Below are 20816 nucleotides of genomic sequence, written 5' to 3'. Positions count from 1 at the left end.
GGTTAAAAGTCTGCGTCGAGCACGATGCGATAACGAGCCTTGCCCGCTTCCAGTCGTGCGAAGGCTTCGTTGATCTGGCTCATGGGGTAATGCTCGGTCTGGGGCGTCACATTATGCCGCGCGGCGAACTCGAGCATCGTGCGCATATCGATGGGCGAACCCGTGGGGGAACCCGACATGCTCTTTTGGCCCATGATGAGCGACATCGCGACAACTGGAATCGGCTCCATCACCGCACCAACCACGTGCATCCGACCATTTGGCGCTAGGGAACCGATGAGCGCATTCCAGTCGAGCGGGACATTCACGGTCACGATCAGCATATCCAGCGATCCGGCCAGTTTCGCGATGGCTGCGGAATCGCGACTGGAAACAACATGATGGGCGCCGAAGCCTTTGGCTTCCTCAAATTTGCTTTCGCTCGATGTGAAAGCCGTCACGTCGCAACCATAGGCCGCCGCGAATTTTACACCCATGTGTCCCAAGCCACCGATGCCGACAATACCCACGCGGTCAGTGGGTTTGGCATGCATGGCGAGTGGATTAAATACCGTGATCCCACCGCAGAGCAGGGGACCGGAGTCGGCGGCGTTAATGTTCTCGGGAAGTGGCACTGCCCAGGCCCAATGCGAGCGAACCACATTCGCGAAACCGCCAAGATGTTTGATGATGGTCGGGATGGCTTGCGCGCACAAATGCTGGTCGCCGGAAAGGCATTGGCGGCAACACATGCAGCTGCCTGCCGTCCAGCCGACGCCGACGCGCTGGCCCACTTGAAGCCCTTTCGCGGCTGAACCAACGGCTGTCACTCGGCCGATAACTTCGTGCCCCAGGACCGCCGGGTACGTCGAACCGCCCCAATCATTGTGCCATACAGAAAGGTCGGAGTGACAAAGGCCGCAATGCTCAACGGCGACTTCCACGTCGTCAGGAGCGAGCGATCCCAGATCGATTTCCTGGCGGACAAACATCTCTTTAGCGGCGGGGGCAACCCAGGCTTGGGCAGTGGACATGGCGAGGGCTCCTGCGGATTACTGGCGGAGATGAAGCGCGTATTGTATCGCATCGACACATCCCCCGTCAGCAGTCCCTCGAGAAGGTCGCTTCGGCCCCGCTTTAAGCTCCTTTTTCTCCCCCCTTGAGACGCTTGGCATCGCTGCCGCGCAGGTTTCGCGACTTGTCGCCATCGCCCATTTACTTTTGCCAGTCGATCTTTTCTTCGACGTCATTGGGTGTATTAAGTCGACGGTCTTCGTTCGTATTCGGGGCCAAATGCGGTTGATGGGGTGCTGGGGGATTCGGTTTCATCGGAATAGCCTCCTGAGTATGAGTGAGCTGAGATTGCCAGAGGCTCAGTAAACTTGCAGTTCGCGTGCCAGGAATAATTCGGGAGATCGAGGCGATAAGTCCTAAACCTAAGGCTCGCAATGGCTTATAACGAGAAGGGTGGATTGCTTAACCAAAACCTCAAAATCTTACAGACTTTTCGATACCAAATTCGCCGCCGTCGCGCCTAACTATGTTAGGACGCACTTTTCGAGCGGTTGGGTGGAGGAGCCGCACCGTGACTTTTCACGAGCCAGGGCTAGAACATTCAGAAGACGACTGGGATGCCGAGACTTTCGATGATGAGAGTCGCCGAAGGGATGCCTTTGCCCGGTTGTTCGCTAAGCATGATCGTTGGCTGTACTCGTATTTGGTCACGCTGCTGGGAAACACGGCTCAGGCTGAGGAAGTATTTCAGGAAGTGTGCGTGATCCTGTGGCGGGAGTATGAGACGTTTCAGTTGGGGACGGACTTTGTGAAATGGGTGGCGGTGATCGCCCACAACCAGGTTCGCAAGTTCCGCCGCCAACGCAAACAAGTCGGCTTTCAGCTCGACGAAGTGACATTTGATTTGTTGGCAACCGAGGCCGTGGATCGCGTGGATCTGTTTGATTATCGACGCGATGCCTTGCGGCGATGTCTGACAAAACTGACCCCCGCGGATCGAACCTTGGTTCAAGAGTGTTATCAAGATCATAAAGTGAACTTCAAGGCGACGGCCCACAAACTGGGCCGGCCTGAGAATACAGTTTATAAGGCGATGAATCGAATTCGCCGCGTGCTGTTTGAGTGCATCAACCGCACGCTCGATGCAGAAGGTTTGGTATGAGCGACATTTCACAACAAGATTTTCCGCAGAAGCAAAAGCTGTTGCGAGTCCTCGGCGACTTGTGCAACGAGCAGCTTGCTCCGCTGGACGAATCTTGGTTGCAGGAAACGCTCGCCGAAAGTGCCGTGGCCCGCGCGGTTTACATGGATTACATGGAACTCGATGCTTGTCTAGATGCGGAAGGCTCGGCTTTGGCCAATCCCGCGCTCAATGCATTAGATGGCGAAGTCGATCGCGGGCTAGTAGCTCTGGGACGAGAAATCGCCACTCAAGGGAATCAACACACGACTTACGCTGGCGAACGCGAATCCATTTGGCGAAGGTTACCGACTTGGGCCATCGCCGCGGCGTTGGCGGCAGTGGCACTCTTTTCCAGCGTGCTGACTTATTCCTTTTCCAAGAGCGAGTTAAGTGGCCAATTGTCGGGCCAAATTGTGGCTCGCGTGACGGGCACGCAAAATAGCGTTTGGAAAGATAACGCTGCTCATCGTGTGGGTTACGGCTCGGAACTTGTCGCCGGACAAGAATTGATGCTCACTGAAGGGATAGCGGAAGTGACGTTTCAAGATGGCGCAACCGTACTTTTGGAAAGTCCCGCACGTTTCGTGGTGAACGCTCCCCATGAAGTCGAGTTGTATGAAGGTCGGATGGCCGCCGTTGTGCCTGCCCAATCCCGTGGCTTTCGCGTGCATACCAAATCGCTCGACGTGTTCGACGTTGGGACGGAATTCGGCCTGATGGCCCAGCAATCGGGGGCCTCAGAAGTTCACGTCTTTAATGGTGTGGTGAAAGCCAACGTCCTCGACAGCGGTGGCCGGGCGACGCGTCGCCTAGAATTGAATTCGTCGGAAGCCGCCAGTGTAAATCCGATTTCTACGACCGTTGCGGAATTTCCTGCCGACGTGGCAGCCTTTGTGCGGAGTTTGGAGCCGACCACCGGCCCTCGTGACGGATTATTAGCCTACGAAGGTTTTGATTATCCCGAAGGCCCGCTCGATGCCCAGAATGGTGGCTTCGGTTGGGCGGGAGCTTGGTTCAGTATTGCGGCCGACAGCCAAGCGGGAGCCGATTCCAACCGAGTCAGTCGCGGAAGTTTGACCCCTAAGGGGATTGTGCCCGTGGGGAACCGTGCCGTACAAACGGCCACTCAGAATCGCATTCGCCGGACTTTGGCAACCTCGGTGGGAAGTATTTTTGATACTGCAGGATTGGTCGAAAGCCAGGACGATGTGCGGCTGATCGGGCGTGATGGCCGGCACGTGTATGTCAGTTTCGTACAACGAGTTTCGGCGACCGCCGACAACTTCTATGGCTTCGAATTGCACCGGAGCGATGGAAATGCCAATCGCGTACTGTCAATTGGCCACGGCGCCGAGGAAACCACTTATGGCGTGACGTCGAATTATAATGTCTACGGTGCGAAGAACTTCCCAGCCCTCGGTGAAGAGAATACCGAAGAAAACTTTTTTGTTGTTAAAATCACATTCGGGGTGGAAAATAGAGATGTGGTGGAAGTGTTTCGCAATCCCGAATCGTTGCGCGACGAGCAAGCATCCACGGTCGACGCGGTGCTACGCGGTAACTTTGCGTTCGATCGGATCAGCATGGCAAGTTTCCATGGAGCCAAGATCCACGAACTTGATGAGATCCACGTTGGAACGCACTTTTTAGCGGTGACCGGGCGGTGGGGAGGCAAGCGAGGCATGCAGCGGCATGCAATCGCTAAGGACGAACCTGTGATGAGAATTTTTCCACGCGGGGGCAACGTCAGCTTGGCGACGCTCACGCATGGTCACTTGTTTGATTAACTTATTTTGAGCTTGTCAGTGAGCCGGCTCGTCCCGAGCCCGGTTGAGAATGTGGGCAGGGTCGTGAGGGCCCGGCCTGCCTAAGACTTTTCGGGATGGTGGGGCATTTTCAAGAGGCACTAATTGGAGGGGTGACGTAGGGCTCGACCGTTACACGTGTACGGTTCAACTTTGCGGAGCTTCATTGTTGTTTGTTCTAACGTGTTGGGGAAAAACCCCGGAGGTGGACTAATGAGACGACTTCTTTGTTTGGCCATTGGCTGTTTGATGGCCGCTCCCGCGATCGCTGCACCAAGTGTGGATGGCACCTTGGACGGAGCTTATGGCTCGGCCTTGGCCGTGCAAACGGTTGAGACCCAGTTTGGAGATTCCTCGGGCGGCAATAGTGGTGGCGGCGAACTCGACGCAGGTTATGCCACGATCGAGGGTGGCCGACTTTATGTGATGATTACTGGCAATATCGAGCCGAATTTCAATAAAGTTAATGTCTTTATCGATTCCGTGGCTGGTGGTGAGAACGTATTGACCAATATTCCTCAATACGATTTCAACAATGTGAGCCAGAACTTTGGCGGATTAACTTTCGACGCGGGCTTTGCGGCTGATTACCACTTGTTTGGACGTTGGGGTGGGGGCAACTTTGAAATTGACTTGGCCAATCGCGCTGGCGGTGGCAATGCCGTCGTCGGTGTCAATGGTGGTGCCAGTGCTGGTCCTGGTCCAATCGCCTCCGGAGTGGTCAATCCAGGAAACAACGGCTTGAACAATGCCGGCAATAGAGTTCTCACGGGCTTCATTAGTAGCCCCGTGGAATTTGGATTCAACAATAGCAACAGCGCTGGTGTTCTCGGTGGTACTGCGGCTGCCAATCAAGCTGCTGCCGCCGCGGTTACAACGGGTTTTGAGTTTTCGATTGCATTGTCGGATCTTGGCAATCCAAGCCCCGGCGACTTGATCAAAATTCACGCTGCCTACGGCAACGGTGATAACAATTATCACTCGAATCAAATCTTGGGTGGGCTGCCTGCCCCGCAAGGAAATTTGGGTGGTGACGGCGCGGGTGGTTTTACTGGAACTTTGTCAGGTATTAACTTCAATAACTTTGCTGGTGATCAATTCTTCAGCCTTGTTGTTCCGCGCGATATCCCCGAACCGACTTCGCTGGCCTTGATGGGTCTGTCGTTGTTGGGTTTGGCAATGCGTCGCCGTTAAGAGTTAGCCGTTTCCTTCGGGAAACGGAATTGTGTCCTTGTTTGTTGGGCAGTCGCCGATTCGCTTGCCCGTGCTCCCCGGCATTGGTAAGCGATCGGCGGTTGCCACCTTAAAGCGCGTCAGCGCTATTTGTTTCGAGGGATCTTTTCCAAGGATTGTCTTGTCATGAATGCTTTTACTCGTTGTCGTGGCCAGCGGGCTTTTACTTTGGTGGAGCTATTGGTGGTGATCGCCATCATCGGCGTTTTGGTGGCGCTGTTGCTACCGGCAGTGCAAGCGGCCCGCGAAGCGGCGCGAAGAACGCAGTGTGCCAACAACTTGAAGAACATTGGCTTGGCAGTAATCAACTTCCATGACGTGAAGAAGCATATCCCACAAAGTGTGACCCAATGGGGATTTGAAAAGCGAACAGTCGACTGTGCGAACGGCAGCACTCAAACCACTGTTGCGGCTGCAGACCCACCGTCGGGTTTGAATGGGAAAGGTTGGATCGTCGACATTTTGCCACAAGTCGAGCAGCAAGCCTTCCACGACCGTATCGTGGCCAATTACAGTGGCTCGTTTGCAGCACGAGCCAACAATGGTCGAGGAATGGGGGATATGGACATCCGTGACATTGTAGGAACGCAACTTCCGTTAACAACATGTCCTTCTGATGCGTCGGCCCAGCCGTCCAACGAACAATTTTGGTGGGACGGCGCCATCACTGCCACAACAAGCTATAAGGGCTGCATAGGTGACTCCTTACTATCAATTAGCGCGATTCCCTGCGACATAATAGCAGCTTTTCCGCCTGAAAGTGGATCACCCGACACGCACGGCACTATGTCCAACAATGGTATCTTTCAGAGAACGAGCGTTTGGATTCCTCTTAACTTGAAATCAGTGACCGATGGAACCAGCAACACAATCATGGTCGGCGAGAACGTTGTCTCCGAAGATTATCACTCTGCAGCATACTTTGCCGATGGAGACTGGGCGACATGCAGCATCCCGATTAATTCCACGTTACTAAAATATACACCCGAAGAATTACAAGATGGAACTGAGTCGAAAAGCGTCAGAGGTTTTAAGAGCCTGCATCCGGGCGGCGCTCAGTTTGTGATGGCTGATGGGTCGGTCCATTTTATCCAAGAAAATATAGATACGGTAAGTTATCGAGCGCTTTCGACGCGGGAAGGCGGAGAAGTGGCGACGATTCAGTAGTTTAGAGTGATGTTATTCAAGACGCGTTTATTTGCGGATGAATCCACGAATTAGACGCTCGGCGGCTCGTAAGCGTTTTGAAATACTTGTTGGTTTTGTGGGAGGAAAATTGTGGTAGCGGCAAGGCGAGAGCTATGGTGGGGTAGTTGTATTGCTTTAGTGCTGGCAGGATCAATTGGCTGTGGTGGGCCTTACGATGCCACGGTCGTGGGGATGGTCACATTAGATGGTAGCCCAGTTCAAACTGGTGCCATCTCTTTTGTACCTGCCTCGGGAGGCCCTCTAGGTTACGCACGAGTAGATCAATCTGGTAGTTACGAAGTTTTTACAGGCCGTGAGGTCGGACTGCCTGCCGGGCAGTACAACGTCTCCGTAGTTGCGAGGGAGCCCTCCAGGACTCGATCCGAAGGCGGTGGTCCACCTCCTCCGGGTAAAGAGATCACACCCAAGTGGTATGCCTCCCCGAGCACTTCGGGCTTGAGCTTTAGCGTCGAACCTGGTTCCAACGAAATCAATTTGGAACTCACCTCGACACCACCCGCAGGGTGGCAAAACACAGCGCAGCGACGTTAATAGCGTGTTGATCGTGAACAGAGAGCAGAGATAGGCAAAGTTGATGAAAAGTTTTTTGACCACTTGGCGAATCGTTTGGAGCGGGCTGCTGTTGGCATTTTGTCAACTTGCGCAGGCTCAGGACGTTTCCCAACCTGCCACGCTGCAAATGTTCGAAGCTAAGTGGCGCACGATCGAAGATCGACAGGTTGACGTGTTTTACTCGGGTTACGGTGCGATGTGGTTGCCTCCTCCAACGCGAGCGGACACCGGCGGTTTTTCCGTCGGCTACGATGTGTTTGATCGTTTTGACTTGGGCAAGCCTCAGAATGAAACGCTGTACGGCACCGAGAATACACTGAAATCGCTTGTGAAGACGGCCCATCGAGCGAGCGTGAGCGTCTATACCGATCTCATTTGGAACCACAACGGCTTTGGCTCGTCCTTGGATCCTGGCTTCGTGGCTTTAGGAGGCTATCCAGGTTTCGTGATGACAAGACCTGGCGACGCTTATGGCGATTTCCACGATCCCTTTATCAATTTTGATAACAACCCGTTGGAAGGTCGGCTGGCTGGCTTGTACGACATTGCCCAGGAAAAGAACTATCAGTTTATTCGTAACCCTGTGGAAGCAGGCAATCCCAATAACATTCCCGCGGGCACGGTCTACAACCAGCCCGATCCCAACAATGCCCGGTTTTATGCTGATCAAGATTTGGGCGGCACCCAAGTGTTTGATCCCGCGCTCAACGCCACGGTGACCCTTTACGATTTCAACACAGAGTCGCCGCTCAGTGGTGATCCCGTTGTGGAGAACGCAACTGGGCTATTGATGCGGAACGCGCGGTGGATGGTCCAAGAAATCGGGGTTGATGGTTTTCGCACCGATGCAGTGAAGCACATGCCGACTTGGGTCCTGAACTATATGGATCAGGCCGTGTTTCGCGCGAATCCCCGCTTGAATCACGATGGCACGTTCAAGCCCGTTTATTCCTTTGGTGAGATTCTCGACGGCAACAAGGGATACCTGCAAACCTTTATTCGCCACGACCTGCCAAGCCAATACGCGATTGCCCAAGATAACACCACAGTGGGTGGCAATCGCGATGCGTTGGATTTTCCCTTGTTCTATGCGATGCGGGACAATCTTTCGGGCAACGGCTTGGCCAACAACTGGCACGGCATCCGCAATGCCAGCCAAGATTTTCAGGACGATGGCCTGCAAAATGGCAGTCAAGGCGTGTCGTTTGTCGACAGCCACGACAATTTGGGTGGCGGATTTCCTTATCTCAAGAACGTCGCTTACGCCTACACGCTGATGCGGCCTGGGCAGGCCAATGTTTATCTGAATGCCCGCGAGTTTGGCGACAACCGCGATTTTCCCAACGACGGCAAAGACGATGCTCTCGGCGGATTCTACGGTAGCACGATTACCAAGCTCGTGGAGATTCGCAATTCGCACGGAAGAGGCAACTTTCAGGAGCGGTGGATCGATGAGGCTTTTGGCGATGGAAATGGTAATGGAAATCAGGAATCAAATATCTATATCTATGAGCGCTCGAATTCGGCCATCGTGGGTTTGAACAGCAGGCTCGATGCCTACGTCGAAACTCGCAACGGCGTGCAAACGAGTTTTGCGCCGGGCTCGATTCTTGTTGAACTTACCGGCAATGCCGCCGATTCTTTTGTTGATCCGAATAATGTGATTCCCGAGACGATCAAAGTGAATGGCTCGGGACAGATCAATATGAGCATTCCGAGCAACGACACTCACGGTCGCGGGTATGTCATTTACGGTTTGGCAACGCCGCAAGGGAACTTGAGCATTTCCAATACGGCTGGTTCTATTGCAGGCACGACTCCAACCGCCGCCAATAACGGGACCGCCCGTTTAGGCAGCATGGATATCATCCGTGAGAATTCATTTGTAGTACAACTCAACACGACGCCTGTGAGCTTGCTCGATCCCACGAACGGCCAGATGGTGCGCGATTACCACGCCGATGGCGATACAGCCGTAATTCGGATTAACGATGGCATGGATTTGAATAATTTGGCGGGCATTGACAACCCTACGCCCGGCAGCGTGGCGTATGGTTTTGAAGAATTTACCGACACTCGCGTGCCTGGTTACACCAACGGCGGCAACGGCACCTACTTGCAAACGATCGATACTTCGGAGCTTGCCGAAGGACGGCACTTTATCACCGTGCGGGCTTTTCGCCATCGCGATTCCGGCACAGGTGGAGATGGCGGACCCGCGGTTTTTACCGATTTCAAACGAGCAATTTACGTCGACCGTTTCGCACCGGAATCGGAGATCGTGAGCTTCGCTCCCTATGCTTCCAGTCCCAACACGCTGCAAAACCGCGATTTGGTCGTGGAATCGACCGACGGCACGGCCAGCGGCATGCATTTGTTTCTTGACTTACCTGCTGGCCTGTCGGATGCACAAATTCTGCAGATGGCGCTCAACGGTCAGAACAGCGCAGGCAGCTATGACGCGGGCAAATTTGTGTATGGATTCAACAACGTCGGCACAGGCAATCACGTCGCGACCGTTGTGACGTTCGAGCCGAGCTACGATGGCACCCATGGATATTCGATTCAGCGAACGCCGGGAATGTTTACGACCACTGGCGTAGGTGCCGGTTTTGGGGATCTAAATTTTAACGGTCAGGTTCGCACCTCGGATCTGGCTGGCATCGGCAACGGCTCGTTCGAGTCGGTGCTCTACAGCCAGAACGCCCAGTTTAATGCCGCCGCTGATCTCGACGGCAATGGGCGAGTCGATAATCTCGACTTGTTCGCCTTGGGACCACACCTTGTTTCGTCGGGAGTGACGCCGACGATTTTGAATTCCTTTAACGGTGTTCTGCTCCGTCGTGGTGATATCAACCAGGACAGTTTGACCAATGTTAGCGACTTGGCCGCGATGTATGCCGACTTTGGCACGAGCGATTGGTTCAGCGACTTGAACGTCGATGGCGTTGTCGATGCTCTCGACGTGCAAACATTGCTGACAAATATCGTGCAGACCGTCAATGGTGACTTCGATCTCGATGGCGACGTCGACGGTCGTGATTTCTTGATCCTGCAGAGAAACAGCAACCTGCTGGCAGGGGCGCGCTACGATCAAGGCGATGCCGACCTTAATGGCGTCATCAATGCCGCGGATCTGGCTATCTGGCAAGCGGCCTATGGTTCTAGTTTTTCGAGCCAAACGGCCACAATAACAGGTATCGCGACGGTTCCTGAACCGTCGACCTTATTGGGATTTGTTTTGTGCATGTGCGGTGTGTTACCGCGACGTTTCAGGAAACCTTAAATCAGCTATCGTTCATTTCAAAAGAGGGCGTTGGCCATCAATGGCCTTAGCATCAGTAGAGGGAGAATGACAATGAGTTCCAAAAAGTTTTTTCTTGCAGGTTTAGCTGTCTCGGCGGCTTTAGTCATGGGGGGCAACGCATTGGCTGCCCCAACGATTGACGGTTCGGCGACCGTTGGCGACGGCTATGGCGCGGCGCTATCGATTCAGAATACGCAAACACAGTTCGGAGATAATAACGGTGGCGACTTAGTTGCAACCGCCAATGGGGGCTCGGAGATCAATCAAGTTTTTGGCACCGTTGCCAATGGCCGACTGTATGTGACGATCACCGGCAATTTGGAAACGAACTTCAACAAGCTCGAAGTGTACATTGATTCGGTACCGGGCGGCGTGAACGAGATTATCGGTTCTCAATTGCCGGCGGCGGTAGACGCGTTCTGCTGCGGAGGCTTTGGCACGACTGATGGCGCGCTCCAGCGTCAAGATGGATTAATTTTTGATGCCGACTTCAACGCGGATCGTTATCTCACGTTTTCCAATGGTGGCGAGAATGTAGGCGGCCGTGGATTCTGGGCAATCAGCGCTCACTATGCCGACTTGACCCAAGGGACGGCTGGAGAGGTTGTACGTGCCGGTTATCAAATGGCTCCGTTAGGCATGCCCAATGTTTTACGTGGTCCACTGGGGCCGGACTTTGATAGCAGCTTCTCCGTGAATGGTCGTGATTTTCTTACTTGGCAGCGGAATGCTGAACTTACGACCGGAGCAACCAAAGCCCAGGGGGATGCCAACGGTGATGGAGCGGTTAATGGACTTGATTTGCAAGAATGGCAAGATCGTTACGCGACAGATCGCAATTTGACTGACTTTCCTTTCAATCCCTTCATTGGTGGACCCTCGACAACACAGTTGATAGGACCAGCTTTGCCAGGTTTAGCCCAGGGTCAGTTGATTGATCAGAACTATGCCTTGGGGGCAGGGGGATGTACGGCTGATTCCACCGATGGCGGCGCCGGTTGCGTGGCTCCTGAGCTTGAGCTGGCCTTGCCGGTCGACTCCAACGATCCCACCAACGCCCTCAACCACCGCGATTTCAACAATACGATCGGTTTGGAAATGGCGTTCAACAACAGCAATGTGGCTGGTGTAGAAGGAGGTAGTGGCGCCATCGTCACGGGTGATCCCCAAAACGTCATCACTGGCTTGGAATTCTCAATTCCGTTATCTGCGCTTGGTAACCCAACAGGCGACATCAAACTGTTGGCTTATGTCAACGGAACAGGTCACGATTTCTCATCGAACCAATATTCGGGAACGGGAATTTTAAGTGGCAACTTTGGCAGCTTGTTTCCGGATCTGGAGTTTGAGGCCGACGGTGAGCAGTTCGTAACGATTCCTAATGGTGTTGCCGCTCTGGCTCTCACCTCAGTCCCCGAGCCCAGTTCGTTGGTGTTGTTGAGCGTGACCGCTGCCGCCTGCGGTCTGCTTCGCCGACGAGCCTAAAGCTTGTTGTGGACTTCCTCCGGCTGGCCGCGATACCCCACTATCGCGGCCAGCCCTTATTTTTGAATTTTTCTCTCTACGATAAAACGAATTGCAAATCGCAAATTTGATCCAGAAAGATTTTGGGCTGAGCAGAATGATCGGTTGGTTGCAAACACGGACATGGATCTTGCTATTGGGGTCGAGCCTCAGCGGATTAGGGCTTACGGGGTGTCAGGAATCTCCCGTACTAACCATCACGACCAAGCCTGCGCCTGCCAAAGTTGCGAAAAACGATGCGGAGGCCGAAGTTCGCGTCGCGAATATCGACGACCCGTCGGAATTGCCCGAAGATGACCAAGTGCCCGAAGAAGACCCAGTGGCCGAGGTTGCTGAGCGATTCGTGCCGGCTTGGGTCAAGGAAGCGATCTTCTATCAAATCTTTCCCGATCGCTTCCGGGATGGCGATTCACAGAACAATCCCGTGCGCGAATCGCTGGAAGATCACGCGGGTGTTCCCCAGAATTGGCAGATCACTCCCTGGACGAGCGATTGGTACGGCCAAGCCGATTGGGAACGCGAGCTTAGCGAGAACTTTTTTGAAAAGGGTGTGTTTAACCGACGTTATGGTGGCGACCTGCAAGGCGTGCTCGATAAGCTCGATTATCTGCGAGACCTTGGCATCAACGCCATCTATTTCAATCCCGTGTTCTACGGCAAGTCGTTGCACAAATACGACGGCTCGTCGATGCACCATATCGATCCCTATTTTGGGCCCGATCCCGCCGGCGATTTGAAATTGATTGCCGCTGAGACGAGCGATCCCAAGACATGGCAGTGGACCGCCGCCGACAAGTTGTTTCTGCAATTAGTCAGCGAGATCCACAAGCGTGGCATGCGTGTGATTATCGATGGAGTGTTCAATCACACGGGACGCGATTTCTTTGCGTTCGCTGATTTGCGTGAGAATCAAGAAAAGTCGCCGTACAAAGATTGGTACATCGTGCAGTATTTCGACGACCCTAATACGTCGCACAACGAATTTCGCTACAAGAGTTGGTGGGGTTTCGACACTTTGCCTGAGTTTGCGGACACAAAAGAGCAAGACGACCTTCATCCAGGGCCCAAGCAATACGTTTTCGATATCACGCGGCGGTGGATGGATCCTAATGGCGACGGCGATCCCAGCGACGGCGTCGACGGCTGGCGGTTGGACGTGGCCAACGAAGTTCCCATGGGCTTTTGGGATGATTGGAATAAGTTGGTCCGTAAACTGAATCCCCAGGCCTACACAGTCGGCGAATTTTGGGACAACGCCCGCGACCATCTGATCGATGGCCATTTCTCGGGAACCATGAACTACCACGGCTTCGCCTATTTGGTGAAGGGCTATCTCGTCGACGGCACGCTCACGCCGCATGACTTTGGTCGGGAGCTTGTTAACCGATTGAACGAATATCCGCCGGTTATGCAGTATGCGATGCAGAATTTGATCGATTCGCACGACACCGAACGAGTCGGCTCGATGATCGTAAATGCCACGGGTAAGCCCTACTTACAGCCCGAGCGGTTTGACTACGACGTGAGTGAACGAGTCTCGCCTCGTTACGCCAACGATTACAGCGTGCGCAAACCTAACGAACGTGAAAAGCAGATTCAGCGTTTGGTTGCGTTGATGCAAATGACTTTTCTCGGCGCGCCGATGGTTTATTACGGCGACGAAACGGGCATGTGGGGAGCCGACGATCCCTGCAATCGTCTCCCGATGGTGTGGGACGATTTGACGTACGAACCACAAGCCGCTGACCCGCTCAAACGTGAACGCGAACCGGACGAAGTGGCGTTCGACCAGGAGCTGCATAATTTCTATCGCCGCATGATCCAGTTGCGCCGTGAGAATCCAGTGTTATCGCACGGTAGTTTTAAGCCCATAGCCAGTGACGATGACGCTAAGTTCTTCGCCTTCGAACGTGAAGCCAACGGGCAAAAAATGTTGATTGCGATTAATCGGGGCGATGCGACCTTTTCCTGGGAAATTCCGAGCAAGAACGGCGAATTGCTGTCGCTCGTCGAGGCAGCTTCAGATTCAAATCCGGAAATCTCCATCGACAAACGCGACGGCGTTCATGTGATCAAAGTCCCGCCGCTGGAAGGTGTGGTCCTAGTTGAGAAAGCTCATCAGGAGTGACGCACGCATGTTTTCTCAAGCGGTTGGTATTCGCATCGGATTTGCGTTCGCCGCTGCTTGTCTGTTGCTCGTCGCTGGTTGCGGTGAACATTCCGATAAGCGTGTGATCACGCTGTGGCATCAGATGGTTCCCCGCGACAGGGTGATGCTCGATCAACTCGTCCAGGATTTTGAGCACGCGCATCCGGAGATCGAAGTCCGCACGCTGTACAAGGAAACCGAAGAACTGCGGAGCGGGTATCAAGCGGCGGCCCTCGCGGGCATCGGTCCCGAACTGATATACGGCCCATCGGACGTGCTGGGCGCGTTTCACGCAATGGGCATCGTGGCCGACATGAATCCCTGGGTGGAGCCCGAGATGGCCGACGATTTCGTGGAGGGTGCGCTCACTTATTTGCCTGATCCAATAAATGAGGATCGCGAGCAGCTTTTGCTGCTGCCAGATCGTTTTGGCAATCATTTGGCACTCGTTTACAACCGGGACTTTATTAAAGAACCGCCGACAACTACCGACGAGATGATCAAACTCGCGGTCGAGAATACGGTCGATGATGACAACGATGGCCGTAAAGATCGTTACGGACTGGTTTGGAATTTCGTCGAACCGTTCTTTGCCGTGCCGTTTATCACCGGCTATGGGGCTTGGGTCTTTGATGATTCAGGACAATCCGTTCCCGCCTTGAGCACTCCGGAAAGCGCCAAGGCCTACGAGTTTATTTTGTCGCTGCGTGACAAGCACAAAGTCGTGCCGCGGAACTGCGACTATGAGACGGCCGATTCGCTCTTCAAGTCGGGCAAGGCCGCGATGATCATCAACGGCGATTGGAGTTGGACCGACTATCTGGAAACGGCAGGCATCGATGCCGCCATCGCGCCGCTGCCGACGGTGAGCGAGACGGGCAAACCGATGGCACCTATGGTTTCGCCGAAGGGTTATTCGCTCAACCCGTTTGTTTCGCCACAAGCTGCCGACGACGCGATGGAGTTCGCCAAATTTATGACGAGCGAAGAGGCTCAGCGGAAATTCATGGAGCAAGTGCGGATTTTGCCTTCGCGTAAAAAACTGCTCGACGATCCTTTGATGCAGAGCGATGCCACCTTGCAAGCCTCGAAAACACAACTCGATCGGGGACGGATCATGCCCGTCTCCACCGAGATGCGTGCGACATGGGATGCTATGCGGCCTCCGTATCAGTCGTTGCTCGGTGGTAGCAACACGCCACAAGAAGCCGCCGATGCGATGCAGGACAATGCGCTCCAGGCTATCGAGCTTATCCATCGGGAATCCAAGCCGAGCGCAGCCGCGTGGGTCTGGCAACTCGCTGGGATCATCATTTGCGGAACGCTCGTCGTTTGGCAGCGCGAAAGTCTGTTCAACTTCTTGCCCGACGTCCGCAAGCAGCCGTTCGCCTATTTGCTGATCGCCCCGGCAATTCTCGTGATGTTTGCGACGGTGGTGTTCCCGTTTTTCTATAACGTGCTGCTCTCGATGTCGAACATGTCGCTTACGAATTTTCAGGACTGGTCGATCATCGGGCTACGCAACTACGTGGAAGTCTTCACGGAAGACATATTTTTTTGGGTGCTGCTGAAAACCATCGTTTGGACGGTGGTGAATATCGTATTCCATGTGGGCATCGGCATTGCCCTGGCACTTGCGCTCAACGGACCAATTCGCGGTAAAACGCTCTACCGCGTGCTGCTGATCATTCCCTGGGCCGTGCCGGCTTACATCACAGCCCTCACTTGGCGGAGCATGTTTCACTACGACTACGGCGCAGTGAATCTCGTGCTGAGCAATTGGTTCGGGATCGAGCCATTGAATTGGCTCGGTGAGCCGGGGCTGGCATTCACGGCGTGCATCGTGGCCAACGTCTGGCTGGGTTATCCGTTTATGATGGTGATCGCACTGGGTGGCTTGCAAGGAATCCCGCACGAACTCTACGAAGCCGCTCGCATCGACGGGGCAAACCGTTGGCAGCAGTTTACGAACGTGACGCTTCCATTATTGAAACCGGTGTTGGCTCCGGCAGTGACACTGGGAGCAATTTGGACTTTTAACAACCTCAATGTGATCTGGTTGGTCTCCAACGGCGGCGAACCGGCTGACCAAACACACATTCTGGTTTCCTACGTCTACAAGGCTGTGTTTAGTTTTTATCGCTACGGTTACGGCGCGGCGCTCTCGATGGTGATCTTCGCGATGCTGCTGGCCGTGAGTTTGTTTTCGCTGCACAAAACCCGCGCAACGGAAAGCGTGTACACCTAAGCTATGAACGAACCCCGCTACATCACGATTTGTCGGCACCTCTTTCTGTTGCTGTTCGCAGCGATCAGCATTTGGCCCGTCCTGACGGTATTCTCGATTTCGTTGCGACCGGGGAACCAACTCCAATCCACCGAGCTCTCAATCATCCCCGAAAATTGGACATTCGCTGCTTATAAGCAACTCTTCACCGAGCAGCCATTCCTCAAGTGGCTTGGCAATTCGCTGATTGTTTCGACGCTTGTGACGATTACCGGCGTGGTGCTGGCTTCGATCGGTGGCTACGCGCTGAGCCGTTTCAAATTCATCGGCCGACAGGCGACGATGCTGGCGATTCTAACGACACAAATGTTCCCCGCGACGATGCTGCTCCTGCCGCTTTACATCATCATTGCGAAGCTGCATCTGGTGGACACATTCTTTGGGCTGTTGATTTTTTATGTTTCGACGGCCTTGCCGTTTTGCATTTGGCAAATGAAAGGCTTTTACGACACGATTCCACCGTCGCTCGAAGAAGCCGCTCGGATCGATGGTTGCAGCCAATTCAGCGCTTTCTGGAGAATTATTCTGCCGATTGCCGTGCCGGGGTTGGTGATCACCGCGCTTTTCAGCTTCATGACCGCGTGGAGCGAATACATCGTGGCCGCCCAGGTTTTGCAAGACCGCGACATGTTCACATTGCCGCTAGGGATCAAGAGTTTCCAAGCGAGCATGTCGACGCAATGGTCCCTCTACGCCGCGGCGTCGATTCTGGTCAGTATCCCGGTAGTGATCGTCTTTATTGCCCTGAGTCGCTATTTGGTGTCGGGAATGACGCTGGGGGCGGTGAAAGAATAAGGAAGACCGTGGACAATTGACTGTAGGACGATGGCCTGTCGGTATAAAGCAGTTTCTGAGTACAATTCAAAAGTATGACGATTCCCAATACAAAGATGAGACGGCAGCCGACGCATCCAGGCGAAATGCTTAAGGAAGATTTTCTGCCCGATTTTGGACTCACTGTGGCCAAACTGGCCGAGGCAATTGGCGTTTCCCGGCAATCGGTCAATGAGTTATTGGGTGGACACCGCGCCGTTAGTCCTGAAATGGCGTTGCGACTCGCGCGGCTGTTTGGAAATTCGCCCGAGTTTTGGCTCAACGCACAAAGGGCCGTCGATTTATGGCAAGCCTCCCAGGCAATCAAGCAAGATATTGCGCGGATCAAACCGTTGCGAAGTGCGTAATTCCAGACTTGATATTTAGGCTGTCATAATCACATGCGCCCCGCGTGCCGGGGGAGTGACAAACGGCGTGGCCGTGATGCCGGTGGCTTGGCGGTATTGCTCGCAGATCGCGTCGGCGATTTCCATGGCTTGGGCAGTACGCACAAGGCTTACCGTGGAACCGCCGAATCCGCCGCCGGTCATTCGCGAGCCGATCACGCCCTGGCTTGTCCCGAGCCCACGGGCGGCTTCTACCAACGCATCGAGTTCCGGGCAACTCACTTCATAGTCATCGCGCAGGGAATCGTGGCTGGCGTACATCAATTCTCCGACCGTGTCCCACTGTCCGGCAGCAATGGCATCCGCGGCACGGACTGTGCGGTCGATCTCGCCGATCACATGCCGAGCTCGGCGATAGTGCACGTCGTCGAGCTTGGGTTTTTTCGCTTCGAGCAAAGCGGGAGTAGCTTCCCGCAACGAAGGGACATCCAGAATCTTAGCGACGGCTTCGCATTGTGCGCGGCGTTCGGCGTATTCACCGCCGGTGAGCTCGTGCTTTACATTTGTATTGATAATGAGCACGGTGACGCTGGGGTCGCTCATTGGCACCATGCGAATTTCCTGGCTGCGGCAATCCAGCAGCATCAAGTTCCGCGCTTCGCACAGCACGCTGCTGAATTGATCCATGATGCCGCAAGGCACGCCGGCACCGCGATGTTCGGCTTGTTGGCAGAGCAGGGCTTTGACTTTCGGATCTAGCTGCCTGCCGGCCAGTTGTTCGAGCAACGTGGCCGTGGCGACTTCGAGGGCGGCACTGCTGGAGAGTCCCCCGCCGAGCGGGACGTTGGAATCCACCACGGCATCAAAGATCGGCGGGACGAGCGCATGTTCGGCCGCGGCTTCAAACACGCCGCGGATGTACTTCGCCCAAGTGGGTAGCGGGGCGGAATGTTCGCCCGCGAGGCAAATCTCGTGCTCTTCGCCCAAAGTGCTCGTCACGATGTGTGCCGCGCGGATGGGGCGGTCGTCGTGAGCCATGTCACCGGCAATCACGGTGTAGCGATCGATGGCCATCGGCAACACGAAGCCGTCGTTGTAGTCAGTGTGTTCGCCGATGATGTTCACGCGGCCAGGGGCAGCCACGATGTACTTGGCGGGACGGCCAAAGTGCTTCTGAAAGGCTGCCGCGGTGCGCTCCGCGAGATCGCTCAAGGTGAGGTCGTTCGTTTCCATCAATTTCCGCCTAATGTTCAATTCGCCTAGCCGCCGGCGCAAGCCGGGGGTTGAAGCAGATGCGACCACCGGCTTGCGCCGGTAGCTATTAAAAAATCTTACGCGCCGGGGAGGAGCGAAATGTAGTCATCCACCGAGCCGCGGTCGAGGCAACATTGGATGATCTTCCGTCCCAGCGGGTCGAGGTCGTCTTCCAAGTAGTTAGCCAATTCGCGGTGGAAGAAGTCGTACAAGATTTCCGCACCTTTGTCATAAGCTTCTTCGCCGATTTCGGGTTGCGTGTGCGTTTCCAAAAACCATTTAGCGATTGTTGTCCCTTCGATTTGCATCGAACGCATGGCAAAGCCCAATAAGGGACAACGCGCGTGCCGAATTTGCTCGGGCCGGAATTTCGCGCTGCCGCGGCGAGCAAGAAATTCTCGCGCCAGCCATTGCGGCATAAAGCCAGTGTGCCAGGCCCCCACGTGTTGATTGGGGACCAAAACATAGCGAGTTTTGGGCGTGTCGACAATTTGACGTAACAGCAAGTTCGCCTGCGTCACCCGGCGACCCGTCGCAAATGGCCAGAACGAGCCTACCCCTTCGCTACTCATCGCGTCGGAATCGGTAATGCTGGGATTGGCATGACCCCGCGGTGCAACCAACCGCCAGAGCCAAGCGAGCGATGGGGGTAACATATGAAACAACCCCAGAATGCCGTAGCTTGGTTCTTCCTTGGTACACAGCGGCGTGCGAATGCCGAAGCTGCGGATATCGACCGAGACGGCATTATTCACCACGTTCGGCACGATGCGACGTGGCATAATCACCCGCGGATTCGGGCAGGGCTTGCCGGGAGAATCTTCAATGTGTTCCCAGATCAAGCAAGTGGCCCCCTCTTTGCCGTCCATGTTCAGCATCAAGAGTGGCTCGGGGGGGTGGCAGCAAATCGATTCCCAGTAGTGGTCCGTGCCATAGCGCCTGATGTGATTGAAGCGGAGGAACCAAGCATTTTCGGCGTCGACAACCGCTAACCGTTGATCGGCTTCTTGCAGGTTGGGATGGCACAACGCCATGTCGTCGGAGACGGGATGCAACTCACAACCACGCGGCAACGTCAACTTGCGGCGTTCATCCGTGATTTGATTGTGACCCAAGAGCAAGGTACCGTCGGATTCGCGATGTACAGGCTCGAGCATTTCACTCTTCCCGCCGCCGCTCGCTCCCTCGTGCATGATTGTGACGACGTTGTCGTACGGCGTGATGACTTGCACCGTCGACGCATGGGCCGTGATCCACCCCTCTTGCTCGCCGTGGTGAATCAAAACGCCGTAGATACCCTTCTTCGCGCTGGGGCCAGGATAAAGGTTGTATGCAAAAATTTCGTGCATACCTTCCAGCCGATGATGCACGACAACTTGCCGGCCATGAAAGTGCGTATGGCGGAAGGGCGGCGCGAGATAAATGATCGCTTTGGGATTGAAGTCGGCCTCAACAAGGCCAGCGGGGAGCATTTCTTGCAGGTCCGCCAAAGCCCCCACGAAGAACGCCGCATTCTTGGGGGCGACCAACAGCGTGGGGAAGCCAAGTTCCTTGCCACCGGTATAGAGCGGCAGCAAGATGAGGTCCTGGGCCTTAAGCCATTCAAACGTGTCGTTGCGGAGTGTGGTGAACGATTCACCAAAACGGTCGCTGAAGCGTTGCTTGTCCGATGGTTGATCGTCGGCCACGACCATGCAATCGGGGTCGCGGCGGCGCATCAGGGGGTCAGGATAATTCACCGACAGGCCGTTTTTGCATTTCACCACGACCGCTTCGACCACATTTCCCTTGCCTGGAACATCGTAGGTCACTTCGTAGGTTCCCTTTTGATAGGGTCCCAGGGCCAAGTCGAGAATCGCTTGCCGATCCTTAGGTACCAAAAAGCTTTTGCACGAGGAAAGCAGATCCTTCAAATCGCCCGGCAGAGGCATATTGCGATAGTTGGTTTCAAACACGACGGGACCTTTCGAGGATTGGCGGGCAAAGATTGGCACGGCCGCTGGGGGCAGCCGCACGATTTCTATGGTTTTAACAATAGCTCGACCGGTGCCGCCGCTGGCGAGCCAAACGTTGATCGTGGCTACGCTTCGCGCCGGTGGAGCGCTGCAAACATGCGCATTTTAATGATTGCCTAGCGCAATGGATAGATGCTGGGCAATG

The 20816-nt window shown here is 54.7% G+C and carries 13 protein-coding genes; 10 read left to right on the top strand and 3 right to left on the bottom strand.

Going from position 1 to position 20816, the window contains the following annotated elements; translation table 11 throughout:
* Window positions 1-2: 2 nt before the first annotated feature.
* Complete coding sequence (ahr, locus tag SH678x_RS12825; RefSeq protein WP_496918849.1) at window positions 3-1013, bottom strand: NADPH-dependent aldehyde reductase Ahr; 1011 nt, start codon at window positions 1011-1013, stop codon at window positions 3-5.
* Between the two features lie 551 nt (window positions 1014-1564).
* Here ahr and SH678x_RS12820 point away from each other — a divergent pair.
* From SH678x_RS12820 to SH678x_RS12775, 10 genes are all read left to right on the top strand, one after another.
* Window positions 1565-2155 carry a sigma-70 family RNA polymerase sigma factor gene (locus SH678x_RS12820; protein ID WP_496918848.1) on the top strand — a complete coding sequence of 197 codons (591 nt, stop codon included), beginning with the start codon at window positions 1565-1567 and terminating at the stop codon, window positions 2153-2155.
* Window positions 2152-3963, top strand: a complete 1812-nt coding sequence (locus SH678x_RS12815; RefSeq protein ID WP_496918847.1) for a FecR domain-containing protein — start codon at window positions 2152-2154, stop codon at window positions 3961-3963. The genes SH678x_RS12820 and SH678x_RS12815 overlap by 4 nt, the downstream gene beginning before the upstream one ends.
* Before the next feature lie 231 nt (window positions 3964-4194).
* Window positions 4195-5175 carry a PEP-CTERM sorting domain-containing protein gene (locus SH678x_RS12810; protein ID WP_496918846.1) on the top strand — a complete coding sequence of 327 codons (981 nt, stop codon included), beginning with the start codon at window positions 4195-4197 and terminating at the stop codon, window positions 5173-5175.
* Window positions 5176-5340: 165 nt separating this feature from the next.
* Window positions 5341-6381, top strand: a complete 1041-nt coding sequence (locus SH678x_RS12805; protein WP_496918845.1) for a DUF1559 family PulG-like putative transporter — start codon at window positions 5341-5343, stop codon at window positions 6379-6381.
* Between the two features lie 616 nt (window positions 6382-6997).
* A complete protein-coding gene (locus SH678x_RS12800; protein ID WP_496918844.1) occupies window positions 6998-10261 on the top strand; it encodes a hypothetical protein in 3264 nt (1087 codons plus the stop codon).
* 72 nt (window positions 10262-10333) lie between these two features.
* Window positions 10334-11767, top strand: a complete 1434-nt coding sequence (locus SH678x_RS12795; protein WP_496918843.1) for a PEP-CTERM sorting domain-containing protein — start codon at window positions 10334-10336, stop codon at window positions 11765-11767.
* 136 nt (window positions 11768-11903) lie between these two features.
* Window positions 11904-13934, top strand: a complete 2031-nt coding sequence (locus tag SH678x_RS12790) for a glycoside hydrolase family 13 protein (RefSeq protein WP_496918842.1) — start codon at window positions 11904-11906, stop codon at window positions 13932-13934.
* A 7-nt stretch (window positions 13935-13941) separates the two neighbouring features.
* A complete protein-coding gene (locus tag SH678x_RS12785; protein ID WP_496918841.1) occupies window positions 13942-16203 on the top strand; it encodes an extracellular solute-binding protein in 2262 nt (753 codons plus the stop codon).
* A gap of 3 nt (window positions 16204-16206) precedes the next feature.
* Entirely contained in the window at window positions 16207-17037 is an 831-nt protein-coding gene (locus tag SH678x_RS12780) for a sugar ABC transporter permease (protein WP_496918840.1), read from the top strand.
* A gap of 74 nt (window positions 17038-17111) precedes the next feature.
* The gene (locus SH678x_RS12775) at window positions 17112-17423 is read left to right on the top strand and encodes a HigA family addiction module antitoxin (protein WP_496918839.1); all 312 of its coding nucleotides are present in this window, start codon (window positions 17112-17114) and stop codon (window positions 17421-17423) included.
* 15 nt (window positions 17424-17438) lie between these two features.
* Here the strand turns inward: SH678x_RS12775 and galK are convergent, their stop codons facing one another.
* Entirely contained in the window at window positions 17439-18635 is a 1197-nt protein-coding gene (gene galK, locus SH678x_RS12770) for a galactokinase (RefSeq protein ID WP_496918838.1), read from the bottom strand.
* Between the two features lie 98 nt (window positions 18636-18733).
* The gene (locus tag SH678x_RS12765) at window positions 18734-20671 is read right to left on the bottom strand and encodes a DUF4914 family protein (protein ID WP_496918837.1); all 1938 of its coding nucleotides are present in this window, start codon (window positions 20669-20671) and stop codon (window positions 18734-18736) included.
* Window positions 20672-20816: the final 145 nt, after the last annotated feature.

The sequence above is a fragment of the Bythopirellula superficialaquae genome, from assembly GCF_059632245.1.
Note: the sequence above shows the minus strand (reverse complement) of the source record. Positions and strands in the feature narration are given on the sequence as shown.